This is a genomic window from Rhodococcus sp. P3_B8, assembly GCF_056402775.1.
Window position 1 is genome coordinate 73,361 of the sequence record NZ_JBFUGT010000007.1, and the last position, 18,224, is coordinate 91,584.

Genomic DNA, 18,224 nt, shown 5'->3' on the forward strand with positions numbered 1-18,224 from the left:
GAAACGCACAGTGTTCGACGGCAAGGTCCGTCGCCGGATTCTCGATGCCCTAGTACGCACCGTCACCAGCCACCACAGCCCGCACCGTCTTGCCGATGATGAGGACATCGCCCATCATCGACCAGTTCTCCACATACGAGAGATCTAGCCGCACGGTCTCTTCCCACGACAGATCCGATCTCCCACTCACCTGCCACAGGCCGGTGATGCCCGGCTTGACCAGCAGTCGGCGACGGACGGTGCCGTCGTAGGCCTCGACCTCTCGGCGCAGAGGCGGGCGCGGACCTACCACGCTCATCTCCCGGCGCAGAACGTTGAGGAACTGCGGAAGCTCGTCGAGGCTGTACTTGCGCAGAACTCCGCCCACGCGGGTGACCCGCGGATCCTCACGGATCTTGAAGAGGACGCCGGCACCCTCGTTCGCCGTCATCAGCGCCGCGACCTGTTTGTCGGCGTCCGCCACCATGCTGCGGAACTTGAGCATGGGGAATGGACGACCGTCCAGGCCCATCCGCTCCGACTTGTAGAACACCGGGCCCTTGCTGGTCAGCTTGATCGTGAGCGCGGCCAGAATCATCACCGGGCTCGTCAAGACGAGTGCCGATGCCGCAAAGATCATGTCGAACACGAGCTTCGAAAACTTCTGCGCGCCGTGATATTGCGGCTTCTCCACATGAATCAGCGGTAGTCCCGCTACCGGCCGCATCGACAGACGCGGACCGGACACATTCATCATTCCCGGTGAAACCACCAGGTCGACGTCGTGCGGCTCTAGGTCCCAGGCGAGCGCGCGCATCCCTTCGTGCCCGAGATGCTCGGTAGCCGTGACGGCCACGGTGTCGGCGTGACAGAACTCGAGCGAATCGATCACATCGAGCTCGCTACCGAGCACGGGAATGTCGCGGCCGGCGACGGTGATCTTGTCGCCATGGTCGCCGGAGTGTCCCGGAATGCAGACGCCCACCACCCGATACCCGTCGGCCGTACCTCGGGCGAAGGATTCCGCGAGATTCCGGACGGCACGTTCGTTGCCCACGACCAGGACCGACGTCTGAAACTCTCCGCGCGACCGCTTACGAGCAATCACCTGACGCCACGCCCAGCGGCTCGCCATCAGAGCCACCAGCCCGACGGGAAACGCGATGGCGAGGTAGAGCCGAGCCAGATCGAGGCGGAACAACAGCGCCAGCATCGCGATGAAGCCGAACAGCCGCACGGTGGACACGAAAATCCGTCGATACTCGTCGGGCCCACTCCCGATCACCCGCACCGTGCGAGTCCGGAAGATCGTCAGGGTCGTCAGCCACGCCACGATCAGCAGAGCGGAGACGAGCGTGTAGCTGAGGTCGTGTCCCATACCGCTCGTGGTCAGGATGCCGCTGTCGCCGAACCGCACCCACTGCGCGAGCGCGACCGCGGCGATCACGATCAGCGTGTCCGAGATCAGCAGACGTCGAATGTACGCAGCCTGCCACTTGCGGCGACTGTACGACCCACCCCCTTCCTCCGCGAACGCCGCTGCGTTCTCCGGAGCCCGAGACGGGTCGGGTGAAACATCGAATGCCGTCACCATTCGCCTTCCGAGCTCGAGCCATCCTGACTGGCGAGCTCGTGTGTTCTCACGACATGGCGAAGACGACGATCGCCCGATGTTTGCTGCCGCGTCGATATTCGCACGCGGACCCCAAAGTTGAGACATCAAGTGATCAGGTTCACAGTACCCGATCCACAGGGCGGTACAGCCCTTCTATCGCAGGTCAGCAGGTGTGTATATCGAGCGAATGACATTGCCACGCGGACCATCTGATACCGGAGGTCACACGAAATGCTGGCGATCGCGCCGGCGAGCAGGTATGGTGCCGGCCGCAATTTGCTCGCGGTCCGGATCCCGATAACTACCTGCCCGCATTCTGAACGATCGGCCCGGAAATTCTCAGCATTTTCGCAGCTACGAATGTCGAGTACGGTAGCCTGGCTACCCCCTCGAGTGCGGCATACTGGGGCCGTGTGGTGGTGGACAATCGGGATCGTAATTGCGTGGGTGGTGTTGTCGATACCACTCGCAATACTGATCGGGAGAGCAGCCCGGCAAAAAGATCGGCGCGAAAAGTTGCCCCGTCGGCGCAAGAGCCGGACTGGCGGGCCGCCCGACCAGACCGCCGCATAACCCGGACACGCAACCAACTCTGGTTCTGTCCACCGAACGTTGCCGACGCGGCAAATCGGCCTCCCCTGATCGCGTCGCGCGTTTAACGGCCGGACTGGGTGCCCGACACCGAATGCCATCGCACAAAAACTGGGGCACACAGCGTTGCTGTGTGCCCCAGTTTCAGATCGGTGCTGGACTTACACTCCGGCGGACCCACCCTCCGAACTGAAGGTCAGGAACGAAGCAAGGAAGTTGATCAATTCCGAGATGCTGGCGAAATCTACAGACATATTTCACTCCTGCCGAGGCGATGGTGTTGGAATCTCGATCCGTACCCCTGCCGGGCACTCGTTCTTTTTACACGAGTTGAAAGACTTTGCAACAGCAGGGGAGCCGCGGGCACGAACTTTTTCTCACGATCCACCCCCCTCCTTCGCGATGCAGGCATGACGGCTGATCGCATTCGAATTGCTATTTCAGCTCGTCACATCAATCCCGAAGTAGATCAGCGCATTACACTACTGACCGAAAGACTATCCGGAACCCGGAAAAGCGACCGCAAACTTGATCAACCGTAGCTCGTAGCATCAAAATCTCGCATTCCCGCCCTGTTCGACGGCGATGAACCTGTTACTCAACCACTTCCGACCTGGCAACGGCGCGCCCTCGACACACCTCCCAGCACATCGTGCGAGTGACAACGACTGGCGTGCAGTGGGTTCGAGATCCTGCTTTCGCGGCAAGGTGGAAGGCAGTCAGCGGTGAGAATCTCGCCGCCGTAGCGGTAAACCGAACCCGCGGATACGCTCAGCGCGCACTGGTCGCGATCCCAACCCAGCGCCAGTGCAGAGACCCGCTGATGCTCGCCCGCTGGTTCCGACAGGGTTTCGACCTCCACTCGCTGATCTAACACCGCCGGACCACATCGTTGTGACGCCGACGCTCCCCATGTTCCCGATGAGCATCAGCTCAGGCACGCGCTCCGGAGGAGCACCATGCACTCTATTCCCGACCGACTCTACGATCTTGCCGCCCTCCTAAAGCACGCCTATGGGAAGGACGACTTCGTCAGCGTCATGCAACTCGAAGCGCAGCTGAACACACTGCTCACCAACCTGAGCGCGACACGCGGTAAGGAATAGCTGTATCCAGTGCCGGCCAGAAAGGTTTCACCCCTTTGTCATTCGGGTGGTATACGCACACGAGCGAACTGGTCGGTAGCCGACCTGCCTGTTGATGATCAGCTCGCGTCCGGCGGACGCCTCCGACAGCCGGCGCGGAAACCCTGCCTTTCTCGACGTCGAGCGGGGTTTCGTCCTACCTTCAGAAATAGTACTCATGGACAGCGGCGTTTGAGATACACCTTCTGGCATGTTCATCCAGTTCGTCTCGGGAGTGCTGCACGCCCTCAACTGGGGCAGCGTCAACTAGAAGTTGCGAAGCGCCCCCGCCCCGGAAGGCGTGGGGCGTCGTCGTGCCCCTTGGTAGATCCACTGGTAGCGCCTCCTGAAGGACCAAATCCCTCACCTCGGAGGTGAGGTGGGCCCCCGTGGCTACTGCACGAGAGTGAACCCGGCGCCGTAGCTACCTTTTGCATTGATATCCGCCAGAATCGGCGTGATTTTCCCGTAGAACGTCGTCGGCTGGGTTCCGAAGTCCATGCCGATGTTGAGACCGACGAGCGTCTCCCCCACCACGATCGGACCGCCCGAATCGCCTTGCCACATCACCGCCCAGTTCTGGAGGTGAATACCATTTACCTTGCCGATGATCCCGCAATTCTTGCCGGTGGTTGCCCCGTGGTTGCACCCCATGTTCGACAGCGAGGCATCGCCGACAGTCGAGACGACGACGTCGGTGGTGTCGCTGTACTTGCTCGGCACGACAACATCCGGGTTCAGCCGGATTACCGCATAATCGAGCGCCGTGAACGTGCCGTCCGTGTTGCGCGAGTACACGTCGGTCTCCCACCCGATCGGCCCTTTGGCAGCGTCACCCACCTTATAGACAGCCGTACCCGCGCCCTGGTGGCAGTGGCCGACAGTCAGCGCAACCAAGCGGCCCGCGTTGTCGGTGCCGACCGCGCCGATCGAGCAGTACCCCTCGACGTCCGGATACGGGGTGTAGGCGGTACCAGGCCCGACATGGATGGTCGGTCCCGCCTGCGCCACCGGGGCGACACCGAGCGTCACCGCGAGCGCGGCCAGAACCGCGACCAAAGTCATCTTCATCCTTGTCTCCTGTTTCTCCGACTTGGGGAGCATTCTCCTGTTCTTCTTACTGGAACGCCCACTCATGGGGTGCTTGGCGACGAAACCCCCCATCCCGTGAGGCGCGAGGGACAAGCTGAGCAACTCTGGATGGAAGCGGTTCATGCCCTTGTCATTCGGAGGATATACACGGCTCATTTTGACTGGCCAGTGATCGAGTTGTCCATTTATGATCAGCTCGCGTCGGTGGACCCATCCGATAGCCGGCGGAGAAACCCCGCCTTCTCCCCGAAGTTGAGCGGGGTTTCGCCATACCTACCGGGAGAGTGCTCATGGACAGCGGCGTTTGGGATACTCCTCTTGGCATGTTCGCCCAGTTCGTGTCGGGGCTGTTGCACGCCCTCATTTTCGGCAGCGTGAATTAGAAACGACGAAACGAAATAGCCCACCTCCCCGAAGTGGGGGCGTCGCCTACCCCGGTTCAGGGCCGCCGCGGCGGATATCGACATGCTGCTCCAGTTCGATGGCCAGGATGCCCGGGACTGCTTCGAGGGCTGTGAGTCGGCTCGCGGGGACGGAACCGGAAATGATTCCGATCGTGCGGTGCACCGCGTCGATCCGCATGCCCTCCTCGGCCAGCGCGACGCCGACCACGTCGATGCCCTCGACGTGGTCGGCGTCCACCGTGACACTGATTCCGACGATCCCCGGCACGATACGTCGAGCCCTTCTATCCGGAGGCCTGGATCAGCCCGGCGCCGACATCGAGTGACGGCAACCCGAGCCGCCGGGAATGCTGGGTGAGCAGGGACCACAGATCGCGGCCGGTGCGCCCGGTCGTCTCGCACCACAGGGCAGCGATACCCGCGACGTGCGGGGTGGCCATACTTGTTCCGTTCTTCGAGCCGTACCGCACGGGCATCGGCACCGACGAGAACACCCGCACGCCAGGTCCTGCCACGTCGATCTGACCACCGGCGACGGGGTTGCTCGCAGCAGAGAAATTGGCCAGCCCGAGATCGGGGTCGACTGCAGCGACGGCCATGATCGACTGACTGTTGGCGGGTACGCCCACCAGCCCCGGGCGCCCTGCGGCTCTGTTCGCGTTGTTGCCGGCCGCGGCCACGATCAGCGCTCCGGCCGCCAGCGCACGCTGCCCCACCGTCTCGTAGGCGACAGACACCGACGCGACGTCGGCACCGAGCGACATCGAGACGATCTGACAACCGTTGGCGATGGCCCACTCGATGCCTGCGAGGATCCCACCGTCCACACCGCGCCCCTGATCCGACAGAACCTTCCCGACGAAGATGTCGGCTCCGTGAGCCACTCCGTATCGGCGGGTGCCGGCCGCTGCCGCCGGACCGCAGGCCGTTCCGATGCAATGCGTGCCGTGTCCGTGCCCGTCCTGGGGTTCTGCGCCCGGAATGAACGACTGGGCCGTGATGGTGCGACCGTGGAAATCCGGGTGGGTGAAATCGAATCCGGTGTCGAGGACGGCGATCCTGACACCGCGCCCACTGCACGCCGACGAGGTGGTGCGGGTCGCCTGCAGTCCCCAGGTGAACTCCGGCGTATCCAGGAAGTGGTCGAGGTCTACTGCCGCGACTGCACCGTCCTCAGGCGGTGCGATCTCTACGACGGTGTCTTCACTGTCCAGCGCATGGTGGACCAACTCGGGTTCGACCGAGAGGACTGCGACGTCGGGCGAGGCGGCTGCGGTGTGGAGTGCGGCCAACTGGTCGGGGTCCGCGGTCACCACTGCAATTCCGAGTTCGTCGAACAGAATTGCGTCAGACGCTTCCGCCAGTTCGAGATCCATTGCTGACGAATCGAACTCGCTACTTCTCGTTACGGTCGAGACCCCGATGAGGGACCGTAGGAGTGCTGTGGGTTCCGCTCGCCTCCCGTCGTCTGTGAACATCACGACCTGACGGCCCGTCGTCTCGGCCCGCGAATCGGCGACGGGCCCGTCGCCGTCACGGTCGGAATCTTGTCGAGATATCACTGTTTCGTCCTTCTGTTCTGGATCGCGGCGCACTCGTCGTCACGTCGATGTGTCTACTTGCCTTCGGTTTTCGTTCGTGAATGACGCTCGTTGGACGCACTCAACGGTCCGGCATGTGACCCCGACTTCCGCGAGTGGCGCGCTACCCGAATTTCTCGTGGACCGAGCTGTCGGGGTGAGTAGTTCGGTTCACGCGACCGCAGACATTGCGTGATACCAGTCGACGACGACGGACCGCACGCCGATCGATGCGATCATCGTCCGGATCGGACCGTCCAGGCACAGCTGGCTGTCCACGTGCCGAGCATCGGAGCAACCGCAGATGCTCGGTGCGGTCCGCAACCCGATCAGGATCTCCGGCGAGGATTCGGATCGGCTGCCCTCGATGAGGAGGGCCTCCTCGTCGACGACGCGGACCGCGACGTCGTGTCGGTCGGCCACGTCGCCGACAACCAACGCAAGGTAGTCGATGTCGGTGTCCTCGTCGCGAGTGGCGATCAGTCGTGCCGTGCCCGCTCCCACCGGCACGACTTCGTCCAACACCAGGACAGCGGACTCGACTTCACGGAGTTCGACTCGTCTCGCCGTCCAACTGAAGAAGGGCTCCGGCCGCGCGGTCATGACATGCTCCTGTAGTTCGACGCAACAACTTTCCGCGATACCCATTCAGCGTGGCCCGGATGTCGGCTAATCTCGCGAGTAGCGTCCTACCCGATCCTGCGAGACACGCCTCCGGCCGATCTCAAAACCGAACTCGCGCCCGTGTCTCGCAGCTCAACCCATCGAAGTCTCTGGAGTACTGCGGCCTAAAGCGACTCCCAGGTTGTATTGCACTGTTTCGCTGGAGAACTCGCGATCAATACTCGTCTCAGTACTGTCACCGGTGCCGCGAGAATCTAGAATCAGTGCATGGGTCCGACGTGGCCTCTGATTCAGCGGCAAGTCGAGTTCGACGCGATCACCGCGTCGCTCACGGCTCGGTCCGGGGGATGCGGTGTCGTCCTCACGGGCGATCCCGGCGTTGGCAAGACCACCCTCGCGAGGTTCGCCACCGAGTCGTTGCCGCGTGACGTGAAATGGGTGGCGGGCACCGAATCGGCGCGCAGCATCCCGCTGGGTGTGTTCGCTCATCTGGTCGGGGCGTCCACCTCCCGGGATCCGGTTGCCTTCCTGTCCGCGGCGCGGCAGGCGCTCCTCGACGACGGCCACAGTGGCGACGTGGTGATCGGTGTCGACGACGCGCACCTCCTCGATCAGCTCTCGGCGACATTCCTTCATCAGCTTGCCCTCGACAGGGCGGTGCACATCGTCGCCACCGTTCGCAACGGCGAGACCGTGCCCGATGCGATCACGTCGTTGTGGAAGGACGGTCACCTCCTGCGGCTCGAACTGGCGCCGTTCAGCCGGGAACAGAGCATCGAGTTGATCGAGTCCGTGTTGGACGGCCCGCTCGAGGGGCTGAGCGCGGACATGATCTGGGAGGCGTCCGGCGGGAACGCGTTGTTCGTCCGGCATCTGGTGGAGGGCGCCCTCGAAGCGGGGACGCTGCGACGCTCCGGTGGCGTCTGGCAGTTGCGGGGGCGTGCCGCCATCACGTCCGAACTCGCTTCCCTGCTGGAGCACCGGATCGATCAGATTCCTCACGACGTGTTGCAGGCGTTGCAGCTTCTCACGTTCTGCGAGCCGCTCGATCTGGACATCCTCGGGCAGCTGGCGGGTGAGGACGCGGTGGAGGAGGCCGAGCGACGTGGCCTCGTCAGAATCGTCGAGGATGGACACCGCCTCGACGTCCGCTATACGCATCCGCTGTTCGGTGAGGTAATTCGACGACGGGTGGGGCGCGCGGCGGGCCGACGGCTCCGGGGACAGCTCGTGGAGGCTCTGAGCAGCCGGGCCGTGGTCGGATCCTCCAATCGAATTCGCCTGGCAGAGTTGGCCCTCGACAGCGACCGGTCCGTCGAACCCGATCTGTTGGTGAACGCCGCGGAGGATGCGATCGGTTTGGCGAATGTCCCTCTGGGGGAACGGCTCGCACGCGCGGCACTCGACCAGACCGGCGGCTTCGAGGCGGCCGACCTCCTGGCCCGTGCTCTGCTGTGGCAGGGGCACGCGACGGAGGCCGAATCGTTGCTGCTGTCCTTTTCGCCCGACAGCCTGGACCAGGTGCAGCTGGTGCGCTGGGGTACGTCGCGGATCGCAAACCTGTTCTGGGCGAGCGGCGAGTCGGAGAAGGCCGACGAGGTCCTCGCGGTTCTCCGCGAGAAGGTCACACATCCGAGTCTCGTGCCGATCATCGAGGGCATCGGCTCGGTGTGCGCGGTGTTCGAGAATCGGCCCGAGGAAGCAGCAGCGGCGGCGAAGGCGATTCTGGCCGCCGACCGCGTACTGCCGTGGGCGATCGAGTGGGCGTACTTCGGTGGCGGGTTGTCCCTGGCACTCATGGGACGCGGAGGCTGTGTGCCGGAACTGGCGGCACGCAGCGCTGCGGTGGCCGATCAGATCGACGGGTTGCTGCGGTTCCCTGCCGCGCACGGCGAGATCCTCGCGTTGACCCTCACCGGACAGTTCACCCCGGCGCAGCGCCGGGCCGAGGAGTACCTCTCGTTGGCGTCGAGCGGCCGCTACGTTGCGTGGGGGCTCGCGAACATCCTGGTGGGGACGGTGGAACTTGCCCGCGGTCGGTTCACCGACGCCGCGGGTCGACTCGAACAGGCGATCGCCGCCCTCAACGTCGGCGATACCGCCGATGCGATCTCTTGGAGTTTCCCCGCCTACATCGTCCTCGGTCAGGCGTACTCGGAGCTCGGTCGCATTCACGAGGCTGACGGGATCATCACCGCGGCGCAGGCTCGGAACGGCCGGCACGTTGCCGTCTTCGGGCCCCAACTGATGATGTCGCAGGCGTGGCTCGCCGCGGCACGAGGTGAAACCTCGCGGGCCGTCGATCTATCTCGGTCGGCGGCAGAGTGCGCTTGTAAATCAGGGCAATTCGGCATCGAGGCGGTCGCGCTTCACCTTGCCATCCGGTTCGGCGACACGACCACCGCCACTCGTCTCGCAGAGTTGGCCGACATCTGCGACGGCGAATTTGTCGACATCGTTGCGCGGCATGCGGCGGCAGTCGCGGCAGTAAACGGATGCGGTGTGGCATCGGCAGCAGCCGAGTTCGAGAGGATCGGTGCCTTGCCGGATGCCGGTGACGCTTACGCTCGGGCGGCGATCGCGTTCACGAATGCCGGCGATAAGCGGCGTTCGATCGAGTGCGCTGCCGCGGCCGAAGCCCTGTCGGCACGATGCGATCACATGTCCTCTCCCGCGCTGGTGGAGGCGGCCCATCCACTCCCCCTCACGAGTCGTGAGCGTGAGGTGGGGTCGATGGTTGCGGCCGGATTGTCGAACCGCCAGATCGCCGATCGGTTGTTCGTGTCTGTGCGGACAGTGGAGGGTCATATCTACCGTGCGTGCATCAAGCTCGACGTCGCCGATCGCAACGGTCTTGCGCAGGCGATGGGCACGACGGTTCGGTGACACCCGCCGGTCTCCGGGCACGACGACATGCCGGCTCGGTAACAGGAATCATCCTGTTGCAGAGTCGGCGTGGTGCGCTGTGCCGCGCGGTCAGGAGGCTCGGGGCCGGGCCTGGTTGTGCGCCGGTATCGGCTTCCGTTCCCAGTCGACCTGCCGCGGTGGAATGAACGTGGGGTGCCGATCGGCTCCCATCTCTATTTCCCAGTCACTGTGATGCAGCAAGCGGTGGTGGAATCCACAGAGCAGGACAAGGTTTCCCATGTCGGACGGCCCGCCTGCGGACCAGTGGACGATATGGTGACCTTCGCACCAGGACGGCGGCGCACCACACCCGGGGAACGCACATCCTCGATCCCTCGCCACCAACGCTTTTCGCTGCCTCTTCGTGACGGTCCGGGTGGAAATACCGAGATCGAGTGGCGCCCCGTTCTCGTCGAGCACGATCGGCGTGTAAATCGAATCGCAGCTGAGGAGCCGGGCTGCTTTGATGCTTAGTGGCCCCATCCACTCGGTCCATGCGACTCCGTCGACGGCGAAGAGTGAGTCGTCCGGTGAGGCGGCGGCGGCATCCTGCTCTGCGCTTGCATTGCAGTCGGTGTGGTCGGCGAGATCTTTGACGTTGACGTGGAGTGAGACGTGTGGTCGTTGTCCGCCTTCTTCGCCGGCGATCCCGGAGTCGAGGTAGCGGCGAAGGAGTTCGGTGAACCCGTCCGCCCGTCGCTGCCCGGGCGTGCGACTGTCTTTGGTGCCGTCCTGCGCGGGCCTCGGCTTGGACAGTCCGGACAGCGCCGAGAGCAGCATCTCGCCGGTGACGGCATCCAGGTCGCCTTTAACGGCGACGCGTCCGTTGAGTGTCTTGGACGCGTGGAACTCATTGAGGTCGGTGTCTTCACTGGGCGGCGGATCGTCGGACTCGAAGGCACGTTCCAGCCTGGCGATCACGGCGCGCACCGCGTCCGTGTTGGCGGTGGGACCGGTTGCGGCAAACAGCAACGCATTTCGGCAGTCATCCATCGCTTCGAGCGGCATGCCTTTGGGCGGCCGTTCGCAGAACTTCATGATGAGCGCAGCATGCTCCGCCGAAATGTTGGTGTCGAAGTACTCGTCCGCAATTTCCGGTTGGAAACGCAAACCTCGGCCCAACAGCACGATTCGCCCGGCCGCACCTACCTCGAGCAACGTCTTGGAAGCCAGCCACATCTTGGCGTTCGGAAACCCCAGCACATCGACCTTGCAGCGATGATCGACGGCACCGACGAGCTTGACCCGCAACGCTTCAAGCCGCTGAATCTCTTCCGAGATACGAACGACCGATTCGAGCAACTCCGCCTCGGCCAGACGCCACGCATCACCGACCGCGGTCGCCAGAATCTCGTCCGACAACGCCCCCTGGATATCTCCCCCGAGCCCCATCCTTGAATTCTAGTTCGAACACACTTTCGAGTCAATGGTTTCGTGACAGCCGCGACCTTCGGGTACCCCACCGAAGAAGTCCCGGAACGACATACGAAGTACGCGAACGGGTGGCACGCTTGACGGTGTGACGACCCAGGACCCGGCGACCGAACCCCACCGCAGTCGCCTGCGCCGTCTGCGGGCGGCGTGGCGGAGGAAGCTCGATCCGAGTGAGCAGTCGGCGGTGGTGTCGTGGGGTGCGTTCACCCTGACGTTCGTGGGGGTGCGGGCGCTGACGCACTGGATCAGGCGTGGACACGGGCCGGCCGGCGGTGGGTTGAGTCTCCACGGCCGTCATTTCCACCATTACAACCTCGGCATCGCGGCGCTGGCTGGGGTCGGGGCGGTGGCGGTGCGTGGCTCCGAGAAGCAACGCCACCATCCGACCGTGCCGATCTCGTACGGCGTCGGCACCGCGCTCATCGTCGACGAGTTGGCGCTGCTGCTGGATCTGGAAGACGTCTACTGGGCGAAGGAGGGGCGGACCAGCGTCGACGCCGCGGTGATCATCATCGGGCTCGGCGGGCTGATGACTGCGGGATTCGAGTTCTGGCCCGCGGCCCAACGCGCACTCACGGAGCCGACGTAGGCGGCAGCGCACCGGACAGCCGGGCCGTCCCCCACGGCTCGATGTCGTAGACGGGGATGCAGTCCAGGCCGCGGGCGCGCACACGCTGCACGACCGCCGCATCCGCCGACGCGCAGGTGCCGTCGGCAACGGCCTCGGTGACGATCGCGTACAGCACATCAGCCTGGAGTTCGCGTACGGGCTTCAGTCCCTGCTCCACCGTCCAGTGCCGCACGGCGGCCCAGTGCGTCACTTCGGTGACGGTGGACGGGTTGCCGATGAACAGCACACTCCGCGTGACATTCCGTCCGCCCGCGACGGCCGACGACTGCACCTGAATCTCCGCCTCGGTGCACCACTCGGACGCCACCTCGGCCAGCGTGGTGCTCGCTATCGTCGACATCTACCTCGTCCTGTTCCTGCATCCGACTCGCATGAGAGTCATCCTGTCGCGTATCGGGTGCCGCGGCTGTCCTCCGATCGGACCCAGAATCGGATGATTCGGATGTCCCCCGATCGGGCCACAGCGCCTGGGGTGCGGGGTGCCCGCAGAAGAAGGTGTCGGCGGCGGACGAGCCGCACGAGTCGGTCGGCGCGGAACTCGCCGGAATCGCCGGCGAGGCCGGAGTCGGCCCGAGTGAACTCGTCGACGACCGTCCGTCAACAGCGCGGGCAGCCTCCGGCGGACATTGAAGCCGTTACGCTGAAAACCATGCCGACGGACCGCGGACTCAAGTTCATGAACGCCGCCCACCGCGCCCTGCTGCGCATTACCGGCGGGCGGGTGGGGCGGAGTTTCGGCAAGATGCCGGCGGTGGAGTTGACCACCGTCGGCCGCAAGACCGGGAAGGTGCACAGCGTCATGCTGACCGTTCCGGTGCGGGAAGGTGACACGCTCGTCGTGGTGGCCTCACGCGGCGGCGACGACCGCCACCCCGCGTGGTTCCTGAACCTGCAGGCCAACCCGGTGGTCCAATTGTCGCTGCAGGGAAACCCTGCGCAATCCATGCGCGCTCACGTGGCAACCGCCGAGGAGCGGGCCCGTCTGTGGCCGAAGGTGACCGCTGCATACAAGGGATACGCCGGCTACCAGAAGAAGACGGACCGCGAGATCCCCCTGGTTCTGCTCGACCCCACGACCTGACGCCGGTCATCGCCGGCAGAACACGGTTCGGTTGCAGTCCGGCGCTGTGAGCCGGTTCCACCCTTAACCTCGACCTCACCCTTATAGATTTGCGGATTCCGGGCGGGCGAGGTTGGGAGTGACGTGGACACTGACGATGCTGCGCTGCGCAAGTCCGGCACCCGACACCGTCCGCGGCGCGGGTGGATCGTGGCGACCCTGACGCTTCTCGTCTTCATGGGTGCGCCTGCCCCGTCGGCGACGGCCGAAGCGATCGTGCAACCGGTGGCCGCCGACCCGAGCGTCGTCCGCGCATCCGACGGCATGTTCTACATGTACACGACCGCCGACGACTGGGGCGACGGCCAAGGCATGCACAACATGTCGATCTTCAAGTCCGCCGACCTCATGGATTGGATGTACCTCGGCGACGTCTTCCCCGACCGGCCCGCGTGGCACCCGGACGGCAAGCTCGCCTGGGCACCCAACGTGCTCGAGTCCGACGGCCAGTTCAGCCTGTACTACTCGCTCTACGACGAGTCGAACCCGTGCATCGGTCTCGCCACCGCCGATCGGCCTACCGGACCGTGGACCGACCTCGGCCGGCCCGTGTTCTGCGCCCACGACGTCGGCGTCGGCGGCACCATCGACCCGTTCGTGTGGGACGACGGCACGACGAAGACGATGTTCGTCGGCAACTTCCAGGGCGTCCACGCCATCCCGCTCAGCCCGGACGGCACTGCGGCGGCCGGCGAACCCGTACGCGTCGCGGACGAGCGCTTCGAAGGCCCGTTCGTCGAATTCCACGACGGCTACTACTACCTGTTCCTCTCGGCCGGCAATTGCTGCAACGGCGCCGACACCGCCTACCGCGTCCTGGTCGGCCGGTCGGAGTCGCTGACGGGGCCGTACCTCGACCGGAAGGGCCAGGACCTGAACGAGGGTGGCGGCGCCCTCATCCTCGCCGGCAGCGAACCGTGGGCAGGGCCGGGCCACAACACGGTGGTCTCCGACGACGCGGGCTCGGATTGGATCGTGTACCACGCCATTCCGCGCGACAACCGGGATCTGCCCAGCGGAGCCCGCCGGCGCGAAGGGATGATCGACCGGATCGTGTGGGCGAACGGCTGGCCCGAGGTGGGCGACGGTTCGCCCGCGTCGACCGGGCCGGCGAACCCCGACACGGACCTGCCGGTGCGGGTCACGCTGCGCGCGGATTCCGACACCACACTGCCCGCGGGCGGCGGGACCGTCGACACCACCATGCTCGTCGAGGCACCCGACGATCGTCCCTACGCGGGGCAGGTATGGGTCAGCGCGGTCTCCCCGGACGGCCAGACCAGCGATCCGTTCTTCGGGCCGATCGACGTCGACCTGCAGCCCGGCGAGGTCCTGGAGGAGGCCATCGCCTACACGGTCCCGGGAGATGCGGTCGCCGGCACCTACTACGCCTACGCGTTCGCGGGCACCTACCCCGACGAGACCGTCGAGTTCGGCACCGTTCACGCCGTCAAGTCCGGCGACGAGGCCAGGATCAGCCCGGTCCGCTCGGTGTCGCTGCACCTCGGCACGGTCGCGCGCTGACGAGGCAGGCCAGCAAGGACAACCGATTCGGTTTCCGATTCTTACTTCGACAACTGATTCCGCAATGTTTCTCGCCTATTGCTATTGAAATAGTGGCGAGCGTAGGTCAGGATGGGTGCCACGGTGACGTGCCTCACACGTCACCTTTCGGTCATTCCACCAACAAAGGTGCTCCATGCTGCAGACAGTGTTCGAGAAGAATCAACCGAACGCGAAGGTCGTCGACCATGCGCTCCGGCGCACCCGGTTGGCACCGTTCTGGATCGAGGACGTCGCCGACACCCCCACCTACCCGGCCGCCTCGGCCGACGCCGCGTACGACCTGGTGGTCGTCGGCGGCGGATACACCGGACTCTGGAGTGCTCTCCTCGCGAAACAGCGCCACCCCGACCTGTCCGTCGCGCTCGTGGAGGGCGAGACCATCGGATGGGCGGCATCCGGCCGTAACGGCGGGTTCGTCGAAGCCAGCCTGACCCACGGCAGCGAGAACGGACGTCGACGCTGGCCAGGGGAGATCGACGCTCTGGAGGCGCTCGGGCTCGAGAACCTCGACGCCATCGAGAAGACCGTCCACACCCTGGGGTTGGACTGCGATTTCGAACGGAACGGCGCGATCTCGGTCGCGATCGCCGACTACCAGGCGAAGGACGTGTTCGACACGCCGCCGAGCGCTACCACCACGGTGCTCGACGGGCCCGCGATGCGGGCGCAGGTGAACTCGCCGACGTATCTGGCCGGCGTGTGGGACAAGCAGTCCACGGCGCTGGTGCATCCGGCCAAGCTCGCCACCGAACTCGGCCGGGCCTGTGCGGGGCACGGTGTCGAGATGTTCGAGCACACCCAGGTCCTCGATCTCGTCCGCTCCCGATCGTCGTCCCGGGTCGGCGTTCGGACGGCGTCCGCGACCCTGTCGGCCGGCCGAGTGATCTTGGCAACCAATGCTTTTCCGTCCCTGCTGAAGCGGTACCGGCTGCACACGGTGCCGGTGTACGACTACGTGCTCATGACCGAACCGCTGTCCGACGCACAGCTCGCGGAGGTGGGATGGTCCGCCCGGCAGGGCGTCGCCGACATGTCCAACCAATTCCACTACTACCGGCTCACCCGCGACAACCGGATCCTCTGGGGCGGATACGACGCGATCTACCATTTCGGGCGGGGAATGCACCACGACCTCGAAGACCGTCCCGAATCCCACACGAGGCTCGCGAGCCACTTCTTCACGACGTTCCCGCAGCTCGAGGGCCTGGAGTTCACCCACAAGTGGGGTGGCGTCATCGACACGTCGACGCGCTTCTGCTCGTTCTTCGGTTCCGCGGCGAAGGGGCGGATCGCGTACGCGGCCGGCTTCACCGGTCTCGGTGTCGGCGCCTCCCGCTTCGCGGCGAACGTCATGCTCGACAAGGTGTCCGGTGAGACGACGGCGTTGACGGAGTTGGACTTGGTGAAGTCCATGCCCCTCCCCTTCCCGCCCGAACCGTTGGCGGCGGCCGGCATCAACGCCACCCGGTGGTCCCTCGATCGCGCCGATCACACGGAAGGCCGGCGGAACCTGTTCCTCAAGGCTCTCGACGCGGTGGGATTGGGATTCGACTCGTGATCGACCCCGCGACCGGGGTCGTCGCCTGGGAATCCGGACCGCACATCGAGGCTCGAACCACCGATCTCGACTACCACCGTCTCCCGGACGAGCAGGGGATCGGCGACAGCGTGCCGATGGTCGGCGAACGAGTGCTCGGCGACTTCGCCGGTGTCACCGTCGGCGTGTGGGAGATCGAGCCCAGCGTCTCGTGCGACGTCGAGATCGACGAGGTGTTCGTGGTACTCAGCGGTGACGCGACAGTGCAGTTCGACGACGACACCCCCGATCTCGAACTCGGTCCCGGAAGTGTCGTCCACGTGCGGTCCGGGCAGAAGACCCGGTGGATCGTGCGTGACACGCTGCGGAAGATCTTCATCGCCGCGCCGGAAGCGTAACCGCGAAAACCACTACACCCCTTCATCACACCCGCACGGGCACCTCTGCCCGCAGCCGCACACCTCGAGGGAGACTTGATGAGCATTGCCGAACCGCCACCCTTGAAGACCCAGCCTTCGAAGACCCACGATCCGCTCGGCACCGCGAAGGGCCTCAACAGCGGCGCTCTGGGTTTGATCGGCAACACGGTGATCGGGCTGTCCTCGGTCGCTCCCGCTTACAGCCTCGCCGCGACACTGGGATACGTCGTCCTGGCCGTCGGCGACAAGGCACCGTCGATGTTCCTCGTCGCGTTCATCCCGATGTTGCTCACGGCGTTCGCCTACCGCGAGCTCAATCGGGACACCCCGGACTGCGGCACCTCGTTCACCTGGGGCACCAAGGCGTTCGGCCCGTGGATCGGCTGGATGGCTGGGTGGGGACTCGCCGTGTCCGCGATCATCGTCCTCGCCAACACCGCGGAGATCGCGGCGATCTACCTGTTCGAGGTTCTCGGGTTGCACGCGGCAGCCGAGTCGCTCGCCGCGAAGGTGCTGCTGGGCTGCTTCTTCATCGCGGCCATGACGTACGTCAGCTTTCGCGGCATCCTCATCAGCGAACGCCTGCAGAACGTCCTGATCGCGGTGCAGTTCACCGTCCTCATCGGGGTCAGCGTCCTCGCACTGTCGAAGGTGTTCGGCGGCACCGCCGGCCCGCAGGCGGTCACCCCGCGACTGGACTGGATCATTCCGACCGGTGTCTCGATGTCCAGTGCCGCACAGGCCATCATCCTGTGCATCTTCATCTACTGGGGGTGGGACGCCTGCCTGGCGGTCGGTGAGGAAACGAAGGATTCCGAGCGGACTCCCGGTCGCGCCGCGGTCTTGACCACGGTCATTCTCGTCGCCACGTACGTCCTGGTCGGATACGCGGTCCAGTCGTTCGCCGGGTTCGGGGACACCGGGATCGGACTGAACAATCCCGAGAACGTCGACGACGTGCTGACCACGCTGGGCGGACCGGTCGCCGGGCCGGTGGCCGCCTCGTTGCTGCTGCTGACGGTCTCGATCTCCGCGCTCTCCTCGACCCAGACCACCATCCTGCCGACGGCCCGCGGAACGTTGTCGATGGCGGTCTACGAGGCACTGCCGCGCCGGTTCTCCACCGTGCACCCCCGGTACATGACCCCCGGCTTCGGAACCCTGGTCATGGGAGCTGCGGCACTCCTGTTCTACCTGGTCCTGTCGTTCGCCAGCGCCAACGCCCTGCAGGATTCGGTGGCGTCGCTCGGACTCGCGGTCGCCTTCTACTACGGCATCACCGCCTACGCGTGCGTCTGGTACTTCCGTCGGACACTCCTCGACTCGGCACGTAATCTGTTCATGCGCGGCATCTTTCCGCTTCTCGGTGCACTCTGCATGACGTGGGCCTTCGTCCAGAGCGCAGTCGACATGCTGCGTCCCGACTACGGATTCACCGCGTTCGGCCCGTTCGGGGGCGTGTTCGTTCTCGGCGTCGGAATGCTGGTGGTCGGAATCCCCCTGATGTTGCTGTGTTTCGCGACGGGCTCCCGGAACTTCTTCCGCGGACGCACCCTCACCGCCGACACCGAAGTGAAGGTGCCCGAATCGTGAGTACCCAC

Annotated in this window: 15 protein-coding genes; 8 read left to right on the forward strand and 7 right to left on the reverse strand. The window is 65.0% G+C overall.

Annotated elements, in window-relative coordinates:
- Positions 1-49: 49 nt before the first annotated feature.
- On the reverse strand, positions 50-1,573 hold the full coding sequence (locus AC1D1G_RS05120) for a sugar transferase (protein ID WP_477951426.1): 1,524 nt from the start codon (positions 1,571-1,573) through the stop codon (positions 50-52).
- Positions 1,574-3,144: 1,571 nt separating this feature from the next.
- Here AC1D1G_RS05120 and AC1D1G_RS05125 point away from each other — a divergent pair.
- On the forward strand, positions 3,145-3,291 hold the full coding sequence (locus AC1D1G_RS05125) for a hypothetical protein (RefSeq protein WP_477951427.1): 147 nt from the start codon (positions 3,145-3,147) through the stop codon (positions 3,289-3,291).
- Positions 3,292-3,702: 411 nt separating this feature from the next.
- Here the strand turns inward: AC1D1G_RS05125 and AC1D1G_RS05130 are convergent, their stop codons facing one another.
- From AC1D1G_RS05130 to AC1D1G_RS05145, 4 genes are all read right to left on the reverse strand, one after another.
- Complete coding sequence (locus AC1D1G_RS05130) at positions 3,703-4,374, reverse strand: chymotrypsin family serine protease (RefSeq protein WP_477951428.1); 672 nt, start codon at positions 4,372-4,374, stop codon at positions 3,703-3,705.
- Positions 4,375-4,830: 456 nt separating this feature from the next.
- Entirely contained in the window at positions 4,831-5,073 is a 243-nt protein-coding gene (locus AC1D1G_RS05135; protein WP_280780818.1) for a hypothetical protein, read from the reverse strand.
- 16 nt (positions 5,074-5,089) lie between these two features.
- A complete protein-coding gene (locus AC1D1G_RS05140; protein ID WP_477951429.1) occupies positions 5,090-6,367 on the reverse strand; it encodes a S8 family serine peptidase in 1,278 nt (425 codons plus the stop codon).
- Positions 6,368-6,556: 189 nt separating this feature from the next.
- Complete coding sequence (locus AC1D1G_RS05145) at positions 6,557-6,988, reverse strand: hypothetical protein (protein WP_477951430.1); 432 nt, start codon at positions 6,986-6,988, stop codon at positions 6,557-6,559.
- 288 nt (positions 6,989-7,276) lie between these two features.
- Here AC1D1G_RS05145 and AC1D1G_RS05150 point away from each other — a divergent pair, with 288 nt between their 5' ends.
- Entirely contained in the window at positions 7,277-9,895 is a 2,619-nt protein-coding gene (locus AC1D1G_RS05150) for a helix-turn-helix transcriptional regulator (RefSeq protein WP_477951431.1), read from the forward strand.
- Positions 9,896-9,985: 90 nt separating this feature from the next.
- Here AC1D1G_RS05150 and AC1D1G_RS05155 read toward each other — a convergent pair whose 3' ends face one another.
- Positions 9,986-11,308, reverse strand: a complete 1,323-nt coding sequence (locus AC1D1G_RS05155; protein WP_477951432.1) for an HNH endonuclease signature motif containing protein — start codon at positions 11,306-11,308, stop codon at positions 9,986-9,988.
- A gap of 127 nt (positions 11,309-11,435) precedes the next feature.
- On the opposite strand from AC1D1G_RS05155, the gene AC1D1G_RS05160 reads away from it, so the two are divergent.
- Positions 11,436-11,939 (forward strand): hypothetical protein, encoded by a 504-nt coding sequence (locus AC1D1G_RS05160; protein WP_477951433.1) that lies wholly within the window; start codon positions 11,436-11,438, stop codon positions 11,937-11,939.
- Here AC1D1G_RS05160 and AC1D1G_RS05165 read toward each other — a convergent pair.
- Complete coding sequence (locus tag AC1D1G_RS05165; RefSeq protein WP_317567882.1) at positions 11,923-12,321, reverse strand: hypothetical protein; 399 nt, start codon at positions 12,319-12,321, stop codon at positions 11,923-11,925. The two genes, AC1D1G_RS05160 and AC1D1G_RS05165, sit on opposite strands and share 17 nt — an antisense overlap.
- 309 nt (positions 12,322-12,630) lie before the next feature.
- Between AC1D1G_RS05165 and AC1D1G_RS05170 the strand changes: the two genes are divergently transcribed.
- The 5 genes from AC1D1G_RS05170 (at position 12,631) to AC1D1G_RS05190 (ending at position 18,216) form a co-directional block, all read left to right on the forward strand.
- A complete protein-coding gene (locus AC1D1G_RS05170; RefSeq protein WP_477951434.1) occupies positions 12,631-13,062 on the forward strand; it encodes a nitroreductase/quinone reductase family protein in 432 nt (143 codons plus the stop codon).
- Positions 13,063-13,185: 123 nt separating this feature from the next.
- Positions 13,186-14,625 carry a family 43 glycosylhydrolase gene (locus AC1D1G_RS05175; RefSeq protein ID WP_477951435.1) on the forward strand — a complete coding sequence of 480 codons (1,440 nt, stop codon included), beginning with the start codon at positions 13,186-13,188 and terminating at the stop codon, positions 14,623-14,625.
- 175 nt (positions 14,626-14,800) lie between these two features.
- On the forward strand, positions 14,801-16,225 hold the full coding sequence (locus AC1D1G_RS05180) for an NAD(P)/FAD-dependent oxidoreductase (protein ID WP_477951436.1): 1,425 nt from the start codon (positions 14,801-14,803) through the stop codon (positions 16,223-16,225).
- The gene (locus AC1D1G_RS05185; protein ID WP_477951437.1) at positions 16,222-16,602 is read left to right on the forward strand and encodes a cupin domain-containing protein; all 381 of its coding nucleotides are present in this window, start codon (positions 16,222-16,224) and stop codon (positions 16,600-16,602) included. The genes AC1D1G_RS05180 and AC1D1G_RS05185 overlap by 4 nt, the downstream gene beginning before the upstream one ends.
- A gap of 78 nt (positions 16,603-16,680) precedes the next feature.
- Positions 16,681-18,216, forward strand: coding sequence for an APC family permease (locus AC1D1G_RS05190; RefSeq protein ID WP_283333437.1), 1,536 nt, complete (start codon positions 16,681-16,683; stop codon positions 18,214-18,216).
- Positions 18,217-18,224 lie beyond the last annotated feature (8 nt).